This is a genomic window from Micromonospora sp. NPDC057141 (genome assembly GCF_042670805.1).
GTDB lineage: Bacteria > Actinomycetota > Actinomycetes > Mycobacteriales > Micromonosporaceae > Micromonospora.
The window spans coordinates 16811-37652 of sequence record NZ_JBHUVA010000044.1 but is presented as its reverse complement, the minus strand read 5'-3'; the positions used below and the strand labels follow the sequence as shown (position 1 = coordinate 37652).

The window sequence follows — 20842 nt, the reverse complement described above, 5'->3', positions numbered from 1 at the left end:
CGGCCGCTGCGCCGCCGGCCGCGCGGGCTCAGGCGCCGGCCGCCGCCAGCGCCGGCACGTTCCCGCGGATCAGGTCCACCGCCCGTTCGGCGATGGCGATGATCGGCGCGTTCGGGTTGCCGCGGACGATGGCCGGCATGACCGACGCGTCCACGACCCGCAGACCCTCGACGCCACGAACCCGCAGGTCTCCGTCGACGACCTCGCCCATGGCGCAGGTCCCCGCCGGATGGAACAGCGTGTGGGTGTTGCGGCGGGCATAGGCGCGCAGGTCGGCGTCGGAGTCCGACGCGGGCCCCTGCCACCGGGTCTGGGTGAACGGCGCCAGCGCGGACTGCCGCGCGATCTCCAGCCCGATCCGCAGGCCGGCCACCATCGTGTCCAGGTCCGCCTCGTCGGCGAGGTAGTTGTGTCTGATCTGCGGCTTGGTCGCCGGGTCCGCGCCGACGAGCCCGACGCTGCCACGACTGCGCGGCGCCAGCACGCACGGCGCCAGGGAGAACGCGTGCCCGCCCACGTCGGCCGGGCGGTTCCCGGCCAGGCCGGCGGCGACCGCGTGGAACTGCACGTCGGGATGCGGGCCGCGGCCGGTCCGGACGAAGCCGCCCGCCTCCGGCCCGTTGGACGCCAACGGGCCGGTCCGGTCCCGCGCGTACTGGCGGGTGTGGCGCGGCTCGGCGCCGATCGCCAGGCTCACCGGCAGCTCGTGCGTGAACACCAGCCAGCACTGCGGGTGGTCCTGCAGGTTCTGCCCGACCATCGGCAGGTCCGCCACCACCGGGATGCCGGTCGCGCGCAGGTGGTCGGCCGGTCCGACGCCGGACAGCATCAGCAGCTGCGGGGAGTTGTAGGCGCCCGCGGCGAGGACGACCTCCCGGGTAGCCCGGATCGTGACCCGCTCGCCGCCGCGGCGCGCCACGACCCCGGCGGCCCGGCCGTCCTCGAACGACACCCGCTCCACCAGCACGCCAGTCTCGACGGTCAGGTTCGGCCGGGCGAGCGCCGGATGCAGGTACGCGGTCGCGGCGCTGCAGCGTTCGCCGTTGCGCCCGGTGATCTGGTAGAAGCCGAAGCCCTCCTGGACCGGCCCGCAGAAGTCCCGGTTGGCCGGGAAGCCCGCGGCGGTCGCGGCCTCCACGAACGCGGACGTGGCGGGGCTGCGGTACCAGCCGTCGGTAACGCCCAGCGGCCCGCCGACGCCGTGGTGATCGTCCTCGCCGCGGGAGTTGTCCTCGGCGCGCTTGAAGTACGGCAACAGGTCGCGGTAGGTCCACCCGGGAATTCCCCAGCCGTCGTAGTCGGCGGGGTTGCCGCGGGTGTAGACCATCCCGTTCAGCACGCTCGTGCCACCGAGGACCTTGCCCCGGGGCAGGTAGATCCGGCGGCTGCCGCAGAACGGCTCCTCGGCGGTGTCGTAGTCCCAGTCGTACTCCGTCTGCTGGAGCAGAGCGGCACCGCTGGGTACGCGCATACGGGCGTCGTTGTCCGGCGGGCCCGCCTCGACGAGGCAGACCCGGACGCCGGGGTCCTCGCTCAGCCGTCCGGCGACGACACAGCCACCGGAGCCGGCCCCGACCACGACGTAGTCGTACGTCGTGTCCCCGTCCAGCAGCCGCTCGATGCCGGCGCTCACTGTGGCGCCAGCCGGCCGTCGCCGTCCAGCCTGGACAGCACCTCGACGATGGCCGCCGCGATTCGTTCGGCCTGGTGCCGCTCCAGCACGAGCGGCGGGGCTAGCACGAGCGTCGGGCCGTAGTCGCGCACGATGACGCCGTGCAGGCGCCGGATGTGGGCGGCCGCACCGCCCGCCATCAGCGGTGCCTTGGTGTCCTGGTCGGTCACCAGCTCGATGCCGACGGTCGCGCCGGCGATCCGGATGTCGCCGACCACGGGCAGCTGCGCCGCCGGCGCCAGGGCCGTGCGGAACCACTCGCCGATCAGCCGGGAGCGGGCGAGCAGGTCCTCGTCCTCGATGATCTCGAGGTTCTTGTGCGCCACGGCGCACGCGACCGGGTGCCCGAAGTAGGTGAAGCCGTGGAAGAATGCCTGGCTGGTCACCTCCTCGCCGATGGCGTCGGACAGCAGCACGGCGCCAAGCGGCACGTACCCGCTGGTGAGCCCCTTGGCGGTGACGATGATGTCCGGCGCCATGCCGCGCTCGGCCGAGTCGAACCAGGCACCGGTCCGGCCGTAGGCGGTGACCACCTCATCGGCGATCAGCAGGATGCCGTGCCGGCTGAGCAGCTCCCGCACCCGAGGCCAGTAGTCGGCCGGGGGGACCAGGATGCCGCCTCCTCCGCCCATCACCGGCTCGCCGATCATCGCCGCGACGCGCTGCGGCCCGATCCGCTCGATCGTGTCCGCCAGCTCGTCGATGAGGAAGTCGGTCGGGTCCTGGCCGCCGTAGAGGGCGGCCGCCCGGTACAGGGCCGGCGCACTGACCTTCTCGATGTGCGGCAGCGCCGGGCCGACCTCGGCCTGCATCGGCGGCAGGCCCGTGATGGTGCCGCTGCCGTAGGTGGAGCCGTGGTAGCCGAAGTGTCGGCCGATGATCCAGTTCCGGTCCGGCTGGCCCCGCCGGTGGTGGTAAAGGCGCGCGGCCTTCACCGCCGTCTCGACGCCCTCCGAACCGCCGGAGGTGAAGAAGACCCGGTTGAGGCCGGCGGGCGCGAGCTCGGCCAGCCGCGCGGCCAGCAGCACCGCCTTGTCGTTGGTGAAGACGTCCCAGCCGGTGAAGTAGGCGAGGTCGCTCATCTGCTGGGCGGCCACCTCGACCAATTCACGACGGCCGTGGCCGACCTGCGCCAGCCAGTTCGCCGAGCCGGCCGCGTCGAGGTACTCGTTGCCCTCGGCGTCCCACACCGTGCAACCCTGGCCGCGCACGATGACACAGCGCTCGGTCCGGGCGGCCTGCTGGTGCGGATGGATGAGGTGGCGGAGGTCGAGCTCACGCAGCTGAACCGCCGATGGTTTCTGCAGCTCGGGCAGGATGGTCACAGGGCTGCTCCTAGTACGCGAGTCGCGGGGAGGGTCTGCTCAGAGGAGCATCGCGGTGCCGTGCGCGCCGCGTCATCTCATGGTGTGCGAGCCGGCGGCGTCATGCCGCGTGCCGCAGCAGGCCGGCGTGCGGCCGGCTGTGGGTGGTGACCATCGCGGTCCGTCGGTCCGGCAGGGCGAGCAGCAGCGGCGGGTCGAACACCCGCGCGGGTCTCAGCCGCACGTGCACGACGGCCTCGGCGTGCGGGTCCATCCGCAACGGGCCGACGCTGGCCACGAGCGGAACCGGCGCCCCGGACTCGTCGACGCTGTGCATGTCGCCGATCCGGCGGGGGACGCCCTGGCACAGCACGAACCAGTCGCCGGGCGGGACCTTGTCGATGATGAAGCGCCCGGGGCCCCGCACGATCGTGCAGCGCACCGGTCTGCCCTCGGGCACCCGGCCGGGGAACAGGCCGATGAAGGCGACGTCGATGTCTGCCGACGGGCGCACAGACAGCGTTCCGGAGACGACGCCGTCGGATGCTGCGGCGCGCTCGCCGGCCGCGTTGAGCACGACGAGGTTGCTCACGCCCCGGGACCGGCGGTACTCGGTCGGCGGAAGCCCCACGCTCCGGGTGAAGCGGGTGCTGAACGTTCCCACGCTGCTGTACCCGACGCGGACGCTGATGTCCGCCACGTTCATCGAGGTGGTGAGCAGGAGGTCCTTCGCCCGCTGCAGCCGCATGGCCGAGAGGAACCGGCCAGGCGACACCCCGGTGACCCGTTGGAAGACTCGCGTAAAATGAAACTTGCTGAATATCGCGGCACGGGCCATGTCGTCGACCGTCAGTTCTTCCCCAATATTCTCCCGCATCATGTCGAGTGAACGCCGCACGGCTTGTTCGAAACGATTTTCCACGACTCCCCCAAAACAAATGGTCGCGCTATTTCATTTCCAGGCAGCAGCGTCCACCGCCGCAATATCGACGGACGAACGCGCAACAGATCGACGCCATAAGCCCTGGTCAGGGCCGGCCGAGGGCGGTAGTTGTCAAGAGATCCGACCTGGATACAGCAGCCATCGTGTCAACGCGATCACTCACCCGGCATCTCAGAGATTGCGATCAGGCCGCCTCCTCGCCACACACGTCGGCAGCCGGCCGCGGGAGAACCGTGATTACATTCCGGAGCGTAATCGGCCGCCGGTGGCCGTCCACCCACGCCGACCTGCGCGGGAGGTGCCCGAGAGCCCGGCCGGCCGGCGCTCAGGAGGCAGCGAAGGTCCGCCGCGATGCACAGACCGTGAGGTGATGCTCCACGGCGACGCGCCGCAGCGCGTCGAACGCCGCGTCGAGGGTCACCAGGCGCGTGATCAGGGTCATCCGCTCGGACGGCTGGGCCGGCCGGGCGTCGCGGGCCCGGCCGAGGACGGCGTACAGCTCCACCGCGGCAACCTCGGGATCGTCGAGGGCCCACAGGACGTCGCGCACGGCGCGATGCTGAGACGCCCCATCCCGGTCAGCACACGGATCAGCCGCAGCCCAACCAGCTGGGATATCGGGCTCAGCGACCAAGCAGAACCCGAGCACCGGAGACCTCGTGGACACCCTAGCGGTGCCGAGGCGGCATGACCTGACCGACGCACAGCGGGCGGCGCCGGAGCCGTTGCTGCCTGTGGGGCGTAGGCCGGGTCGGCCGTCGAGATGGACGAAACGGCAGCTCATTGATGGGATACGGGACGGTGCCCCTTGGCGGGACGTTCCGGAGTGCTACGGGCCCTGGGCTGCGGCGTACGCGTTGTTTCGGCGTTGGCAGCGTGAGGGGAGACAGGGTCCATGCCGGACGCGCCGGCCAATGCTGGCCGGCGCGTCCCGCCGGGCGACCGGCCGGGGGGCAGTGAGTCGTCAGACCGGCTGCCGGGACGTCACGAACTGGCCGGGGGCCCTGCCCTTGCCGGCCGGGCCGCGATAGGCCTGGGCCAGCTCGAGCCACGCCTGCGCGTCCGGGCCGGTAGCGACGAGGCCGAGGTCAGCGTGGTGGCGGCGGCGGCCGGCGAGCAGGCAGAGGTCGACGGCGGGGCCGGTGATCGTCTGGGTGGCGTCGGCCGGGCCGAACACCCACTGTTCGCCGGACGGTGCGGTGATGTCGAAACGGAACTGTTCCGCCGGCGGCGTGAGGTCGTTGGACTCGTACCCGAAGTCTCTCGTGTGCACGACGAAGCCGACAATCTGCCTGATCCGGTCGGTGTGCTCCCGCTCGACGCCGAGCGCGTCGGCGATGTCCTGGCCGTGCGCGAACATCTCCGTCATGCCGGCCGCACACAGCACGGGAGCCGGGATCGGCCGGACGAGCCACGGAACCAGTGTGCCGTCCGGTACCGCGGCCAGCGCCGCCACTCCGGCGTCGCGCTCGGCCCGCCACCGGACCACCAGCGCCTCCCGCGACAGGGCGAGGTATTCGTCCAGGGCCGCGTTGACGGCCTTGTCGAACGCGCCGAAGCCGGCACCGATGCGCTGGGTCAAGCCCTTGAACGCCTCCGGGTTGCCGGCCGCCAATCCGGCGATGCGGAAGACGAACGCGAGGTGCCCGACCTGGTGAGCGACGGTCCAGCCCTCGGCGGGCGTCGGCAGCCTCCACTGCGACTCGTCGAGCCCGGCGATCATCCGGTCGATGTCCTCGGCATCGGCTACCACGTCGGCGATCACGTCCTGTGCAGTCACGGTGCAACCTCCGGTCGATGGAGTGCGGAACGGTTCCGTTGTGTGCCTTCAGTTTGCTGCGATTCACCGCCCGTGTCGTCTCCGCGTGTGCCGAGCGACGCGGCAGCCAGCCGCGGCGCGCCCGGGGCGTCATCCCGACCGCAGGCCAGGCTCGGCTGCGGCGGCCCGCCGGGCCGGGCCAGGCCGCGCCACGTGTCGTGGTCGATCTCTCGGAGCCGTTCGTCGTCGGTGCCCGCGATCCGCCGCATGGACAGGCGCAGCAGCGGCGGCGCGAGCACCGAGGTGACGATGGCCACCAGGACGATCACCGTGTACCCGGCGACGTCGAGCACCTTCAGACGCAGGCCGGTCAGCGCCACGATCACCTCGATGACCCCACGGGCGTTCAGCCCGGCGCCGAGGGCCAGCGCCTCCCAGCGGCTCAGCCGGCGCAGCCGGGCACCGAGGTACGCCCCGGCGAACTTGCCGACCACCGCCACCACCAGCACCACCACTGCGGTCAACGCCACCGCCGGGCGGGCCAGCGCCGTGAGGTCCATGCGCAGCCCGGCCGTCGCCATGAAGATCGGGGCGAGCACCCCGAAGACGATCGTGCGCAGCCCGGCCAACTTCGGCTGCACCGCGCGGCTGCCGGCGATCAGGATGCCGGCCATGAACGCTCCGAAGACCGGCTCCATCCCCAGCGCTTGCGTGGTAGCGGCCCCGAGCAGGATGAGGATGACGGCCGACGCGACCGCGGGCGCGTCCCCGGGCCGCCCGGCGGCGACCCGCATCACCGTGCGCACAAGCAGCCGGCCGAGCGTGGCCGCGACGGCGATGAAGCCGACGAGGTACAGCACCGACACCGTCACGACGCCCGCACTCACCCCGATCGTCGCCGCGGCCGCGACCACCGACAGCATCAGCCAGCCGAGGACGTCGTCGACGACCGCCGCGGCGAGCGTGAGCTGCCCGATGTTGCGGTGCAGCAGACGCATGTCCGTCAGCGTCTTGGCGATGACCGGGATCGCCGACACGCACATCGCGACGCCGAGGAAGAGCGCGAACACTGCCCGGTTGCCCGGGCCGCCAGGCACGGCGGGCATCGGCAGCACGAACCCGACGGCGACGCCCGCCACGAACGGGACCAGCAGGCCGCTCAGGCTGACGGTCAGGGTCGTGGCCCGCTGGCGCCGCAGCAGGCCGAGGTCCAGGTGCGTGCCGGTGACGCCGACCAGCAGCAGGACGCCGAGCTGGCCCACCGCGTCGACGAGGTGCAACTGCTCCGCGGCGCCGGTGAACAGCCGTTCGATGACCCCCGGCGCGAGGTGCCCCAGCACCGACGGTCCGATGAGCACGCCCGCGGTGAGCTCACCGACCACAGGCGGCATCCGCAGCCGCTCGGCGAGCGCGCCGAGCAGGCGAGCGGTCAGCAGCAGCAGGCCGATGCCGACGAGGAACCACAGCAGTCGCTGCGGGGCGAGGGGGGCGGGGACCGCCATGACATGCTCCTTCCGGTGGTGCCGACAGCGACGGACCGCCCGGCTGAGGCTGTCGGTACCTCGATCGACAACCGCCGCCGGCACCGGGACGCCGTTGTCCCGGTGCCGGCCGAGCACTGCCTCACGTGGCGAGCGCGGCCGTCCGGCGCTCGCGCAACCACTTCGCCCACCAGAACAGCCCACGCACGGCGCAGACGATGGTGACGGCAAAGAAGAGCGTGTAGACCACATTGGCCAGCAGCAGCGCGCCGTAGACGAACGCGACGCTGGAGCCGAACATGAACTGCGCCTTGCCCGACGTCGGGGTGGTCCCCGGGTCAGTGATCATGTAGTTGGTGAACAGGATGAACGCGACACCGGTCATCGGGCCGAGCGCCGCCCACAGCGCGACGTCCCACACGAAGTGCCGGATCAGGGCCTGGATGACGAAGGCACCAACCCAGCCCACGATCAGCGGGACCCGCTTGGTCAGCAGCGAGTTGAGAATGGTGCCGGCGGTAAGAATGACGACCGGCACCACGATCCGGATCGTGTCCGGCACATGCTCGGTGAAGTGGTAGGGCGGTGCCACGTTGACCCAGCCGAACAGCAGCAGAGTAACCGTGATGCCGAAGTTCGACGGGTTCATGAAGTGCCGCAGCCGGCCCTTGATCGGGGCCCGCAGCAGGACCTTCTGCCCGACGGCGACGACGACCGCGAAGGCTATCGGCCAGTAGATGTCGTTGGCGTACAACAGCATGTTCGCGGCCAGCGCGGTGATGTGCGCCGGCAGCAGGAACGTGTACAGACCCCAGCCGCCGTGCCCGGAGTAGCCGGGCGCCCGCCGCTCGGCACGCGCAGCGATCCACTCCACGACGAGCTCCGTCGAGTAGCCGATGGCGAGGGAGAGGAGCGGCCACGTCCAGGGCTGCTCGAAGCCGAGCACGGTGTAGCCCAGAATGTTGAAGACGCTCATCGAGATCGCGAAGTTGCGCAGGGCGAGGTAGCGGGGGTCCCGACGGTCGACGCGCGGTGGCGCCTTGAAGCCGGTGGCGGCGACCGGTTTCGGGGCCACCACGGTCGCGAGCGCGGCGGCCGGCGTCGTGGTACGGGGTTGCACGTGGGTCATGACGGCTACACCTCCTGGGCTTGCGTGGTCAACATGAGGTCGTGCCGTCCCGGGCTCAGCCGGAGCGTCTGCTTGTGCATGGCCCCGGTGTTGTCGAGCCAGCACACCTCGACCGAGACCGGCTTGCCTCCGTTGGCGCCGAGCCCGAAGTGCTGCTCGAAACCGCGCTTGCCGGAGTGCCCGCTGCCGCCGTCGAGCTGCGACACCTGGGTGTGGCCGTCGGCGGTGGTGACGCGCACCTGAGCGCCGTAGGCAGGCCCGCCGGGCAGGCCGCCGGCGGCGGTGGCGGCGGCGGTCGGCCGGTACAGGTTGAGGGTGAGGTACTCGCCCTGGCCGCTCTTGGTGTTGTGGTAGAACGACGGGGCGCCCCACTGCCGGGCGACAGCGAAGTCCTCGGCTCCGTCACCGTCGACGTCGGCGATCGCGACGCCGCGGCTCGGGATGTCCGAGGTCATGCCCAGCTCGGGGGCGAGGTTGACGTACCGGCCGTTGGACTCCTTGACCCAGAACGCGAACGGCTGGGAGCCGGCGATATCGTCGCCGACCTTCGCGTTGGGCCACATCGTCGGCTCCTGCAGCAGGAGGTCGTTGGTCATCGCCAACTCCTGCAGCCACGACCAGCGGTTGATGGTGCCCCGCACGAAGCCTGCGGCCTGCACCAGCGACAGCCGGCCGCTGTTGTCGAAGTCGGCGGCCTTGGCGTCCCAGCCCCAGCCGACCCAGGCGATGTTCGCCGAGGCGGCCTTGTTCTCGAACGGCGCGCGGCCGTCCTTGAGCGTCGCGGCGGCCCGCTCCGGGCTCCTCGCAGTGTTCTCGTAGTAGAAGTTGCTCTCCTCCAGACCCCAACTGGTCGTGATGTTGCTGATGAACATGTCGAACTGCCCGTCACCAGACAGGTCGTTGAACTCCATCGACATGCCCTTGAAGGAGTCGTGCCCGACGACCAGCGACTTCGGCGTGAACGCGCCCCGCTCGCCCTCGACGAGGGTGAACTTGATATGGCCCGGCGTGGAGACGTTGCGGAAGAACCGGTCCCGCCCGAAGTCGTTGGCCAGGTACAGCTCGGGCAGCAGGTTGCCGTCGAGGTCGGCGGAGCCCGCGCCGAGCGTCCAGCCGGTCGCCGCCGACGGCGGGAGCGCCTTCTGCTCCACGTACGTGACGGACGGCTCGGCGCCGCCGGTGGCCGCCTCCCAGCGCAGCACGTGCGCGCCGCCGGCGTTCTCGGCCCGCGACATCGAGTGGTTCATCTGCACGTTCGGGTCGCCCTGCGGGTCGAGCACCTGCGTGTCGGGGAAGTAGTTGAACACGCCGATGTCCACGTGGCCGTCGCCGTCGAAGTCGGCGATCGACACGGCGTTGGTGTTCCACAGCGCCCCGCCGTAACCACCAGCCCGGGTGTCCGACTGGGCGACGAGCTCCGTCGGGTGGAACGCGGCCATGTCCAACGCGGTGGCGCCGGGCTTGTGCATGTACAGCACGGGCGTCCGGCCCCAGTAGTAGACGAGCAGGTCGGTCCAGCCGTCACCGTTGAAGTCGCCGGGGGCACAGCCCATCGGCGCCATCGTGGGGCCGGTCGGCAACGGGGCCGGGTTGAGCACGAACGGCGCGTAGGTCGCCCCGCCCTGCGGTGCGGGTGTGACGATCGCCGAGTCGCTGCGGGTGTCCACCAGGCAGAGGTCGTTGGACCGGCCGTCACTGTCGATGTCGTTGACGGCGATGGAGGCACCGACCGAGGAAATCCAAGCGCGGATGTGCTCGTACTTGGGGTTCACCTGCCGCACCGTGTGCTGCGGCAGGCCGGGTGGCAGGGCGATCGGCAGCTCGCTGAACGCGAACCGGCTGGCGAGCGCGCTGCGGGTGGCCGCTGACGCCTCGGGCAGCTGAGCCGCCACGTACAGCGCGGTGAAAAGCACCAGGACGAAGGCGCCTGGGATGAGCCGGCGCAGGGCTCCGACAGGATGCGATGACACAGTTCTCCCTCGGGGTCGACGGCATGTGACCCGCGGCCGGACGGCCGGACACCTGTCAGATTGACCGGCGGAGACTTCGCGGGCTGGTCGAGAACAATCGCCTGGTCGGCCGCGTTCATCGATCCTCCGTTATCGTTGCGAAGGCCGGCGGCAAATGCTTCTCGGGATGTGCTCATCCCCGCCCTGCATATGACATCGACGCACAACGCCGAAGGCCCGCCGGGCACACGCCCCGGCGGGCATCCATAGTGGATCGACGTGGCTCAGCCGAGCGGTGTCACCGTCATCGGCAGGCCGCCGCGGATTCGCAGCGACAGCATCGGCTCGGGAACCACGCGGTAGCCGGGCACCTTGTCCAGCCGCAGGTCCCGGGTGAGCAGGGCCAGTACGAAGACCGCCTCCATCATGCCGAGGTGGTTGCCGACGCAGAACCGCGGACCGGCGCCGAACGGGATGTAGGCGTACCGGGGGCGCTCCGCGGTTCCGGCCGGGCGCTGCGGGTCGAACCGTTCGGGGTCGAACCGCTCCGGGTCGGGCCAGTAGTCCGGGTGCCGGTGCAACGTGAACGGTGACACCAGCACGTCGGCTCCGGCCGGCACCCGATAGCCACCGACGTCGTCGGCGCCCAGCGCCTTACGCGGCAGGAGCCACACCGGCGGGTACAGCCGCATGACCTCCTCCACCACCATCGTGGTGTACCGCAGGCCGTGCAGGTCCTCGAAGGTCGGCAGCCGGTCGCCGAGCACCGCGACCGCCTCGTCGCGCATCCGGCGGCCCACGTCCGGGTGCTCGCCGATGAGGTACAGCGCCCAACTGAGCGTGCTGGCCGTGGTCTCGTGCCCGGCGAGCAGCAGCGTGACGAGCTCGTCGCGCAGCCGTTCGCGGCGCACAGCCGGGTCCGTTTCGGCGTCCGCCGATACGATCAGGCGGGACAGCACGTCGTCGCGGTCGCCGGTGCGCTCGCGGCGGCCGGCGACGAGCTCGTCGACGACGGCCTCCAGCTTCCGGCGGGCCCGGCGGAAGCGCCGCTGCCGGGGCAGCGGAACCCAGGTCGGCACCGCGCTGAGCGTCTCCAGCTCGAACATCGCCTGGTCCTGCACGGCGGCGAACGCGTCGCCGATCCCCGCGAACCGACCGAGGTCGGCGTCCAGCAACGTCCGTCCGAGCACGCCGAGGGTCAGCGTGGTCATCTCCTCCGTGACGTTGATTGGACCGGTGCCGGCCTGGCGGCGGAGCCGCTCGACGAGCTTGGCACCCTCCTCCGCCACCGCGCCGGCCTGCGCGGCGATCCGCCGGCTCTGGAACGCCGGCTGGATGACCTTGCGCTGCTTGCGCCACAGGTCACCCTCGCTGGTGAGCAGGCCGTCGCCGAGCGCCCGGCGGGCATGGACCAGGCCGATGCCCTTGTGATAGTTGCCGGCGTTGTCGGCGAGCACGCGCTTGGCGTGGTCGGGATGGTTGAAGAAGTACAGCGTCTTGTGCCCGACCGCGAGCCGGCACGCGTCGCCGTAGTCCCGCGCGGCGTCGGTCATCATGCCGATCCGGTCGCGGGTCATCTTCACGAGCATGCCCAAGGCGGTGATCCGCGAGGTGCCGGGCGGATCGAGCAGCCGCAGGCGGGGCTGCTCGAGCGCCGTCACGTGGTCACCTCGGTCCGGTCCTGGCGCAGGTGGTGGAACCGTCCGGACAAGAACAGCAGCGCCTCGTCGTTGACGGCCCGGCTCATCGACAGGACGCGGCCGATGAAGATGGTGTGATCGCCACCGTCGTAGGTGCGCCACACCTCGCACTCGAAGTAGGCCAGGGCACCGCGCACCAGCGGCGCCCCGGTGTGCGGCGCCGCCATCCAGTCGACCGCGTCGAACTGCTCCCGGCCCAGCGGCCGGCGCTGGTCGGCGAAGTAGCGGGCCACGCCCTCCTGGTCCGAGGCGAGAACCGACACCGCGAAGGTGCCGGCCTCCTCCAGGGAGGCGTGCATGATGGCCTGCCGGCCGACGCAGATCGACACCAGTGGCGGGTCGAGCGACACCGGCGTGAACGAGTTGGCGGTCATGCCGTGCGCGGAGACGCCGCCGACGGTCACCACGGTGACGCCGGTGGCGAACGCACCCAGGGCACGCCGCAGGGTCTTCGAATCGGTCACCGCACTGAGCGGTGACCCGGGCGGGACGTCCACGTCCACCTCCTGTTCGGGCCGGTCGGTCCGGCTAGACCCGGGCCATCGACGTGTAGGGCTCGAGCGCCCGGGCCAGCGCCTCGGGGACCCGCGCCGGCACTGTTCTGGTGTTCGGGCCGCGCATGCACGCCACCCGCTGCCCGCCCCGGGCGACGAGGAGCTCCCCGCCGTCCGGGGCGACCCGTACGTAGTCGAAACTGAACTCGATCTGGGTTTGGGCCAGCTCCACCAGCCGCATCCTGATCGCCACGTCGTCGAAAGCGGTGATCTCGGCGAAGAACTCGCACCCGACCTTGAGCGTGAACAGCTTCAGGTCGGCCTGCAGGTCGGCGAGCACCTCGGGTGCCTCGTTCTTGAGGAAGAGCTCCCGGCACCGGCCCTGCCAGCGCAGATAGTTGACGTAGTACACGTTGCCGACGAGGTTGGTCTCCTCGAAGCCGACGACGTGCCGGTATTCGAAGTACGGCTTCATTGCTGGGCTCCTCCGGTCAGCACTGCGAAGACGACGGGTTCGGTGATGCCGCGCACGCTCGTGGCGAAGGTCGCCACGTACCCCTCCCCTGTGGAGTAGACGACCCAGCCGGGACGGTCCGCGGAATGCAGGCTGACCGGGCCGAGCGTCGAGCGGCCCGCCTTCTGCAGGCACTCCACGACGGTCCACACCCGCGTCGCGGCGGAGTTCTGGTCCTCGCCGGACACGCCGCCGGTGAGGGCCGCCAGTTCGGCGTGCACGCCGAGGAGTCCCTGCCAGTCCTCGGGGGCACGGACGACGACCGGTTCGACGTCGCAGCCGAGCACCCCGGCTGCGGCGGTACACAGGGTGAGGCCCGCGCCGTGTGCCGCGGAGACGGTCCGCGGGTCGTCGACCTCGGGCCGGCCGTCGGGCCGGTACCGTACGGCGACGGCGCGGCCGAGGACGCGCCCGGCGGCCACCGCGGTCCGCGTCCGCCGCTGCTGAACGTGGTCCCCGTCAGCGGCCGGTCCATCGGGTTCGACGGCGACAGCCACCCGCGCCCGGGTCAGGTCCTCGATCGTGCGCTCCAGGTAGGAACCCAGCAGCGGCGCCACCCACGGCCCAGCGCCGTCGAGCTTGCGAACGGCCCGCAGATGCAGGCCGTCCCAGCGCTCGACCACCGTGCCGTCGTCGGCCCGCAGCGCGATGTCGTAGATGTAGAGGTCACCGTCGCGGCTGCGCTCCGTCGCGGAGTACCGCAGGCCGGTCATCGCGGTGAGCCGCTCCCCCGCGGGGTGGATGCGCTCCACCCCGGCCGGCAGCAGGGTCGCGTCCGGCACGCACACCTGGTTGCCGTGCATGAGCGCGTCTCGCACCCCGGGGTCGCCGAGCAGCAGGCGATCCGGCAGGTACGCCGCGAACCACCGCGTGCCCGGGTCGGCCACCACGTCGGCGTCCACGTCACGCGCCGCCACCCGGTGGTAGTCGCGCAGCCGCTGGAAGCGGGCGCCCTGGAACAGCACGCCCTCGTACAGCTCCGTCATCGGGTCGAGGCGAACCACCGGCAGCCCGGCGGCGACCGGCACCGGCGGCCCGTCCGGGGCCACGCCCCGGTTGAGGCACAGCCGCGCCCTGAAGTGCTCGGCGGCAAATTGCGTCTCGGCGCTGCGGATGACCACCTCGACCGTGTCGTCGGTGGTGACCACCGCCGCGATCCGGATCACCGTACTGCCGTCCGGTGGCACCACGATCGGCCGCAGGAACCGGGCGTCCTCGATCACCGGGACCCCGGGGTGCCCGGTGACGGCCATGGTGACCTGCGCCATCGCCTCCATTCCGAAGACGGCGGGGAACAGCAGGTTGCCGTCGAGCCGGTGATCGGCGAGGTACAGGTCCGTGCCGGCGCTCAGTTCAACCTCGGTGACGAGCTCCACCCCGTGGTAGCGCACCAGCGGGCGCTCCACGAAGCGCAGCAGCGGCAGTTCCGGCTTGTCGTACTGGACGGTGTCGATCCCCTGGGTGCGGCCGCTGATCACAACGACCGGCGGCGCCTCGGGGTCGGCCAGCAGCCGGCGCAGGATCCCGATGCCCTGGTCCGGGGTGAGCGGGACGACGCCCTCGCGGGTCAGGGACTCAACGACCGACAGCCGCTCGCCCATGCCGACGCCGGACCACACGGACCACTCCATGCACAGCGTCCGGCAGTTCGGGAAGTCCCGGCCGGTCTGTTGGGTGAGGTCGGCGAGCCACTCGTTGGCGGTGGCGTAGTGCGCCTCGCCGCGCAACCCAGCCCTGCCGATGATGCTGCCGAGGGTCACCAGCAGCTTCAGCCCCGAGGGGTCGACCGCGTCCAGGACGGCCCGCAGCCCGTCAAGCTTCGGGGCGAACGTGCGGCGGAACGCCGCCATGTCGAGGTTGGTCACCGAGGCGGGCTCGTTGCGGCCTGCCCCGTGCAGCACGGCCGTGATCGGGCCGAGCTCCCGGGCCAGCTCCGCGACGGCCGAGCGGACCGCCGCCGCGTCGGTGACGTCGGCCTGGCAGTACCTGACGTTGACGCCCTGCTCGGTCATGCGCTGCAGGTTGGCTGCCAGCTCGGCGTCCTGCGCCGGATCCGAGCGGCCGAGCAGTGCGAGCGACGCCCCGCTGTCGGTGGCCATCGCCAGCGCGCACTCCGCGGTGATGCCCTTGCCGCCCCCGGTCACCAGCAGCACGTCGGTCCGGTCCAGCAGGGTGTGCGTGATCGTCGGCTCGACCGGCATCGGGCGCAGGGTCGGCACGCGCCGCACCCCGTCGGCGTCGTAGAAGGCCTCCGAGAAGCCGGTGGTCGCGGCGACCTCGCCGACGACCCAGTCGACCGCGGCGGCGACCGGTGGCACGTCAACGACCGTAGTGATCAGGTGCGGTGCCTCCAGCCGGACCGTCTTGGCCACGCCGGCCGCGCCGCGGCCGTGCTGCACGAGCACGAACCGCCCGGGGCCACGGCCGGCTCCGCCGCCGGACACCGCGGCCTTGGCGCCGTCCAACGCGATCCGCAGCTGGTCCTGGGTGCACTGCTCGGGCAGGCAGACGAGCACACCGCCGCCGACCCCGGCGCGTTCCAGCGCCCGGCGTAGCGGCTCGGCGAGCGGATGCTCCGGGCCGGCGTGCACCTCCCAGCGGCCGTCGTCCTGCCGCGCGACCGGTGCGGACAGCGGTACCGCGTCGAGGTCGACCGACCACGCCCGGGCCCACGGGGCCGCACCGCTCACCTGGGTGACGGTCAGGGCGGCGCCGTCGTGGGCGGTGAGGGCGAGCTCGTCGAGCGCGGTCGCCAGCTCATCGATGGTGGCAGTGGCGAGGTTCGTCGGCAGTTGCGCGGCCGGCAGGCCCATCTGCTGGGCGACCCCGTTGAGCACCCGGCCCACGGTGATGGAGCTCAGGTGCAGGTCGTCCAGGAGCCGACTGTCGGCGCGGACGAGTTCCACCGGCAGCTCGGCCCGCTCGGCGGCGATCCGCCGCAGCAGGTCGGTGGTGGACTCCTCCGCCGTGGACGGCGCGTCGGTGGCCGGCGCCGCCGGCTCGAGCGGCTCGACGGCGGGCACCAGCCGCAGCGCGTCGCGCCGTGCCGTGCGGACCTGCGGCGCCTGCTCGCACGGGCTGGCGAAGAACTTGGACGGCACGCCGACCGTCACCGGCCGGACGAGCCGGCCGTGGAACAGCGCGCTGTCCACCGGCGCGGCGCCGACGACATAGGCGGCGGCCACCGCGCGGAGCACCCCGGCGATCGACTCGTCGTCGGTGTTCAGGGCCACCGCGGGCACGTCGGTCGCCGCAGCCGCCAGCTCACTCAGCACCCGCCCGGGCCCGACCTCGACAAACAGGTCGATCTCCTTGGCGGCCAGCTCGATCGCCTGGTTGAACAGCACCGGGTCGGTGATCTGGCGGTGCAGCAGCGCCGCGACGTCGGTGTCGCGGTGCAGCACGTCGCCGGTCACGGTGGAGACGATCCGGCGGCCGACCGGGGCGAAGTCCTCGTGGGCGAGGGCGGCGCCGAACGCGGCGGCGGCGGGGGCGACCAGCGGAGAGTGGAAGGCGTGGGAGACGCGCAGCATAGTCCACGGCACGGCGGCGGCGTCCGCCCGCGCACCGACGGCCTGGATCGCGTCCAGCGGCCCGGCGACCACGGTCTGCGAGGGACCGTTGTAGCCGGCGATGACGACGGGAAGCCCGGCGACGAGCGTCTCGACGCTCTCCGGCGGGGCCGCGATCCCGGCCATGGTGCCCGAGGCGCTGTGCTGCGCCATCGTGCGTCCGCGCAGGGCGGCGATGCGCAGCAGGGCGGCCTCGTCCATGGCGCCAGCCCACTGCAACGCCGCGAGCTCGCCGAGGCTGTGTCCGACGGCGACGCTCGCCTCGATGCCGAGCGCGGACATGACCCGCAGTCCCGCCATCGAGCCGGTGACGATGCGCGGCTGGGCGACCTCGGTGGCCACGACGTCACCGGCGACCGGCAGCGCAGCGTCGACGTAGACCTCCTCGGCCTCGGCGAACCGGCGGCGCATGGCCCCGCCGGACACCCCCCGGCCCGAGCCCTGACCCGGGAAGAGGAAGCCGACCCTGCCCGGCCCGCTGACGTGGCCGAGGAAACTGTTGCCGTCCTCGCTGAAGTAGCTGACGTCGCCCTCGTCGATGACCCGGCACAGCCCCGTCAGGCGCTGCACGGCGTGCTCGGGCGAGGACGCGATGACCGCGGCCCGGTAGGGCAGGTCCCGCAGCCCGTTGTGCAGCGTGACGGCGAGGTCGGCCAGCTGGGCGTAGGAGACGCCGGACACGAAGTGCCCGAGTTCGTCGAGCTTCTCCCGCAGCTCCTGCGGTGACGCGCCGTCGGCCACCAGCAGCTCGGCGTCCTGCAGCGAGGAGGCCAGTGCCCGGGTGCGGCTGTTGAGCGGCGTCCGGTGACGCGGCTCGGTGTTCTCGAGCACGACGTGGGTGTTGATCCCGCCGAAGCCCATGGCGGTGACGCCGACGCGCACCGGCATGTCCTTGGGCCAGGCCTCCGCCTTGCGCAGCACCCGCAGCGCGGGTGCGTCCCCGCTGAGAACCTCGTGCGGGTCGCGGGTGCCGATCGCCGGGGGCAGCACCTGGTGGTAGGCGGCCAGCGTGGCCTTGATGAGCCCGGCGACGCCGGCCGCGGCCTTCGTGTGGCCGATCATGCCCTTGATGGAGCCGATCACGGCCGGCGCCGCCGTCGGGTCCGCCTCGCGGCGGGCCGCCGACAGGGCGGTGAGCTCGGTGGCGTCGCCGACCTTCGTACCGGTGCCGTGCCCCTCGAACAGGGCGACGGTCTCGATGCCGAAGCCGGCCCGCTGGTACGCGCGGCGCAGGGCGAGCTGGTAGCCACCAGCCTCCGGCCGGGTGATGCCGCCCTTGCCGTCGGAGGAGATGCCCCAGCCGGCGATGGACGCGTAGATCCGGTGCCCGGCGGCCCGCGCCTCCGGCTCGCGCATCAGCACGATCATGCCGCAGCCCTCGCCGGGCCAGAACCCGTTGGAGCCGCGGTCGTAGACGCGCATCTCCCCGGTGGCGAGCGCGCCCGTCTTGGCGAACCCGATGATCTCGAACGGGTCGATGGACAGGTCGACCCCGCCGGCCACCGCGACGTCGGCCTCACCGTCGACGAGAGCCTTGCAGGCGGTCGCCACGGACAGCAGCGAGGACGAGCAGGCGCCGTCGACGGTGTAGCCCCCGCCCTTGAAGTCGAAGTGGTTGCAGATGCGCCCGGCGATGGTGTTGGACAGCGCACCGGCGAGGGTGTCCTCGTCGATCTCCGGGAACGGCGCCTTGTAGGCGTCCTCCAGGTCCTGCAGGAAGCTCTGCATCTGCTGGTCGTCCCAGTCCTGGGCCTTGAGGGCGGCGCTGACCGTGCGGCTCACGTACGGCCACCGCAGCCGCATCTGGTTCGCCCGGGCGAACTCACCGGTGAGGCTGTTGCCGACGATGACCGCCGTGCGTTCCCGGGGCAGGCCTTCGGCCATCGGGAAGCCCGCGTCGGCCAGCGCGAGGGCGGCGACGTCCAGGGCCAGCCAGTGGGTCAGGTCGGTCGACCGGTACGTGCTGCCTGCGATCTTGTAGGCGACCCGGTCGAACTCGTAGTCCTCGATGACCGCCGCGAGGCGGGCGTAGAACCGGTCCTTGGCCTTGGGGTCGGCGTCGTAGTAGTCCTCGAGCCGCATGCGTTCGTCGGGCAGCCGGCGGAAGGCGCGGCGCCCGGCCAGCGCATTCTCCCACAGCTCCCTCGGTGAGGTGGCGTCCGGATATCGGCACGCCATGCCCACCACCGCGAGTTTGGTCATGTCAGGTCACCTCTCCAAGCCCGCTGTGAGCGCCGCCTTGATGCGGAGCCGCCAGATCTCGTATGCGGGAAGCTCGTCGTCAAACGGCAGCCCGACGAGCGCCTCGTCGGTCACCTTGGCCGCCGCGTCCGGGGTCTGCCCGCAGAGCACCCCGGTCGCGATCTCGTTGTGCGCCACGACGAGACCGGCCCGGACGCGGGCGGCGGCGGCGAACGCCGAGCCCTGCGCGACGTCGCCGGCGTAGGCGCCGGCGGCCTCCTTGAACCAGGCCAGCTCCGCCTCGTCGCTGCCGCCGGCGTACGTGGCGGCCAGGCCGGCCCCGGCGTACAGGTCGCCGCGACGACGCTCGTCGAAACGCTCGAAGGTCGCCACGACGCGTCGGGGGTCGGTGCCGCACACGAACCAGGTGGCACGCCCGACGCCCTGGTCGATGACGCGGTTGGTGTACCAGGCCGGACCGTCCACCGGCCACGGGAACGTCTCGGCCTGGTAGCGCTGCTCGACGTACTGCCGGGTCTTGAAGTACGCCTGATGGAATCCGTAGCCGTCCAGCACCAGCCACCGCAGCAGCGGGTCCGGCGCGTGCAGCTTCGGCCAGCGGAACCGCGGTATCCGCGCCATGGCCCAGCCGACGCCCACGTACGCCATGTAGGGGTGGGCGTCGGCCGGGCCGGCGAGGAAGTCCTCGACGTGGCGGGAACCGCCGACGGGCAGCCCGTCACGAACCGCGAACGCCATGGAGGCGCCCTCGTAGGCGAAGCCGCGGTAGGCGTGCGGGACGCCGTCGAGCCGCTCGTCGGCGTCCGCAGGGTGGACGGCCTCGGCGGCGATGGCGTACCCGGTCAGGAAGTACCGTCCGACCGCCTCCAGCCGGTCGCGCGCCTCGGGGCTCTTCACATGGAAGCCGCGCACGTCCATCCTGGTCTGCTTGACGTCGGGCGTCAGGATGCGTCGTCGAAGGGATTGGAGCATCGTCATTCGGTCCCCCAGTCAGACAGATTCGACAAATTGTTGATGAGCAGCGCCCGCCCGAGCGTCTCCGCGCTTGCGGTCCCCGAAGTCGGATCGGTTCCTGGTGAGTGCCGCTCGCTACCGCGGGGACCCGGCCCGGGCGCCGACGGCGTCGCGGATCTTCGAGCGCCACACCTCATAGTCGAGGTCGCCGGCGGGCACGTCGGCGTCGGTGACGGCCACCTCGTCGGCGAGGGCCGCCGCCTGCGCGACCGTCAGGTCCGTCAGGGTGATGACCGCGACCGCGGTGTGCCCAGGCTCGAAGCCGGAGAAGACCCGCGCCTTGGCCGCGAAGACGGAGCCCTGCGCGACGTGGGTCCAGTGCTCCCCCGCGCCGTCGCGCAGCGCCGCGAAGCCGGAGGCGTCGCTGCCGCCGGCGAACGTGGCCGCCAGCCCCACCCCGCTCCACAGGTCGGCCTGCCGGTCCGCGGCGAAGCGCCGGACGGCGGCGACGACGTCGGGCACCTGCCCGCCGTGGATGAACCACAGCGCTCGGCCGACACCCTGGTCGCAGGCGCGCTGGAAATAGTCGGCGCGGCCCTGCCAGGGGTACGGGGCCAGCCGTTCCTGGCGGGTCACCCAACGCTCGGTCTCGAAGTAGGCACGGTCGAAGCCGTAGCCGTCCACGGCGAGCCAGCTCATCGTGGGGTAGTACGGCGTGCCAGTGAGATCGGGCAGGATCTTCTTCCACAGCGGCCGGGGCAGCCGGGCCATGGCGAACCCGATTCCGATGTAGGTCAAGAACGTGTGGGGCACGGCGGCGCCGGACAGCAGGCGCTGCGCGCGGCGGCCACGGCCGCCGGCCATCGCGTCGAGCACCGTGACGGCCATCGTGGCGCCCTCGTAGGCGAAGCCGCGCATCTCCGGCTCCACCAGCTCCAGCCGCCGGACGAGCTCCGCCTCCGTGCGGGTGTCGATGCCCCATTCGAAGCCGACAAGCACCGCCTGCGGGATGGCCTCGAGCCGGCGGGTCGCGTCGGTCGGCACGGCCGGGAAGCCCCGGTGTGCAAATGAGACGTCCTTGAACGACGGCGTCAGCACCAGACGGCGCAGAGAGCCGAGCGTGGTCGGCATTGCCTTGCCTCCTCAACCTTGGGTGATCCAGGCCGGAG

The 20842-nt window shown here is 71.9% G+C and carries 14 protein-coding genes and 1 pseudogene; 1 reads left to right on the top strand and 14 read right to left on the bottom strand.

From position 1 onward, the window contains the following. Positions 1-28: 28 nt before the first annotated feature. The 4 genes from ACFT41_RS21015 to ACFT41_RS21000 form a co-directional block, all read right to left on the bottom strand. A complete protein-coding gene (locus ACFT41_RS21015) occupies positions 29-1633 on the bottom strand; it encodes a GMC family oxidoreductase (protein WP_377586651.1) in 1605 nt (534 codons plus the stop codon). After that, positions 1630-2997, bottom strand: coding sequence for an aspartate aminotransferase family protein (locus tag ACFT41_RS21010; protein ID WP_377586649.1), 1368 nt, complete (start codon positions 2995-2997; stop codon positions 1630-1632). The genes ACFT41_RS21015 and ACFT41_RS21010 overlap by 4 nt, the downstream gene beginning before the upstream one ends. 100 nt (positions 2998-3097) lie before the next feature. Continuing rightward, complete coding sequence (locus ACFT41_RS21005) at positions 3098-3853, bottom strand: helix-turn-helix domain-containing protein (protein WP_377586678.1); 756 nt, start codon at positions 3851-3853, stop codon at positions 3098-3100. A gap of 391 nt (positions 3854-4244) precedes the next feature. Continuing rightward, a complete protein-coding gene (locus ACFT41_RS21000) occupies positions 4245-4469 on the bottom strand; it encodes a hypothetical protein (RefSeq protein ID WP_377586647.1) in 225 nt (74 codons plus the stop codon). 109 nt (positions 4470-4578) lie between these two features. On the opposite strand from ACFT41_RS21000, the pseudogene ACFT41_RS20995 reads away from it, so the two are divergent. Further along, positions 4579-4803: pseudogene (locus tag ACFT41_RS20995) on the top strand (transposase); the annotation flags it as partial. 80 nt (positions 4804-4883) lie between these two features. Here ACFT41_RS20995 and ACFT41_RS20990 read toward each other — a convergent pair. The 10 genes from ACFT41_RS20990 to ACFT41_RS20945 form a co-directional block, all read right to left on the bottom strand. Beyond that, the gene (locus ACFT41_RS20990; protein WP_377586645.1) at positions 4884-5699 is read right to left on the bottom strand and encodes a TIGR03084 family metal-binding protein; all 816 of its coding nucleotides are present in this window, start codon (positions 5697-5699) and stop codon (positions 4884-4886) included. Beyond that, positions 5696-7180, bottom strand: coding sequence for a cation:proton antiporter (locus ACFT41_RS20985; RefSeq protein WP_377586643.1), 1485 nt, complete (start codon positions 7178-7180; stop codon positions 5696-5698). The genes ACFT41_RS20990 and ACFT41_RS20985 overlap by 4 nt, the downstream gene beginning before the upstream one ends. A gap of 121 nt (positions 7181-7301) precedes the next feature. Then, positions 7302-8288 (bottom strand): enediyne biosynthesis protein, encoded by a 987-nt coding sequence (locus tag ACFT41_RS20980; protein WP_377586641.1) that lies wholly within the window; start codon positions 8286-8288, stop codon positions 7302-7304. Positions 8289-8293: 5 nt separating this feature from the next. Beyond that, positions 8294-10258 (bottom strand): CRTAC1 family protein, encoded by a 1965-nt coding sequence (locus ACFT41_RS20975; protein WP_377586639.1) that lies wholly within the window; start codon positions 10256-10258, stop codon positions 8294-8296. Between the two features lie 263 nt (positions 10259-10521). After that, positions 10522-11898 (bottom strand): cytochrome P450, encoded by a 1377-nt coding sequence (locus ACFT41_RS20970; protein WP_377586637.1) that lies wholly within the window; start codon positions 11896-11898, stop codon positions 10522-10524. Continuing rightward, on the bottom strand, positions 11895-12434 hold the full coding sequence (locus ACFT41_RS20965; RefSeq protein WP_377586635.1) for a flavin reductase family protein: 540 nt from the start codon (positions 12432-12434) through the stop codon (positions 11895-11897). Before ACFT41_RS20965 ends, ACFT41_RS20970 begins: the two co-directional genes overlap by 4 nt. A 31-nt stretch (positions 12435-12465) precedes the next feature. After that, the gene (locus ACFT41_RS20960) at positions 12466-12906 is read right to left on the bottom strand and encodes an acyl-CoA thioesterase (RefSeq protein ID WP_377586633.1); all 441 of its coding nucleotides are present in this window, start codon (positions 12904-12906) and stop codon (positions 12466-12468) included. Continuing rightward, on the bottom strand, positions 12903-18719 hold the full coding sequence (locus tag ACFT41_RS20955) for an SDR family NAD(P)-dependent oxidoreductase (protein WP_377586631.1): 5817 nt from the start codon (positions 18717-18719) through the stop codon (positions 12903-12905). The genes ACFT41_RS20960 and ACFT41_RS20955 overlap by 4 nt, the downstream gene beginning before the upstream one ends. A gap of 6 nt (positions 18720-18725) precedes the next feature. Then, positions 18726-19697, bottom strand: coding sequence for a DUF1702 family protein (locus ACFT41_RS20950; protein ID WP_377586629.1), 972 nt, complete (start codon positions 19695-19697; stop codon positions 18726-18728). Positions 19698-19808: 111 nt separating this feature from the next. Continuing rightward, complete coding sequence (locus tag ACFT41_RS20945; protein ID WP_377586627.1) at positions 19809-20804, bottom strand: DUF1702 family protein; 996 nt, start codon at positions 20802-20804, stop codon at positions 19809-19811. Between the last annotated feature and the right edge of the window lie 38 nt (positions 20805-20842).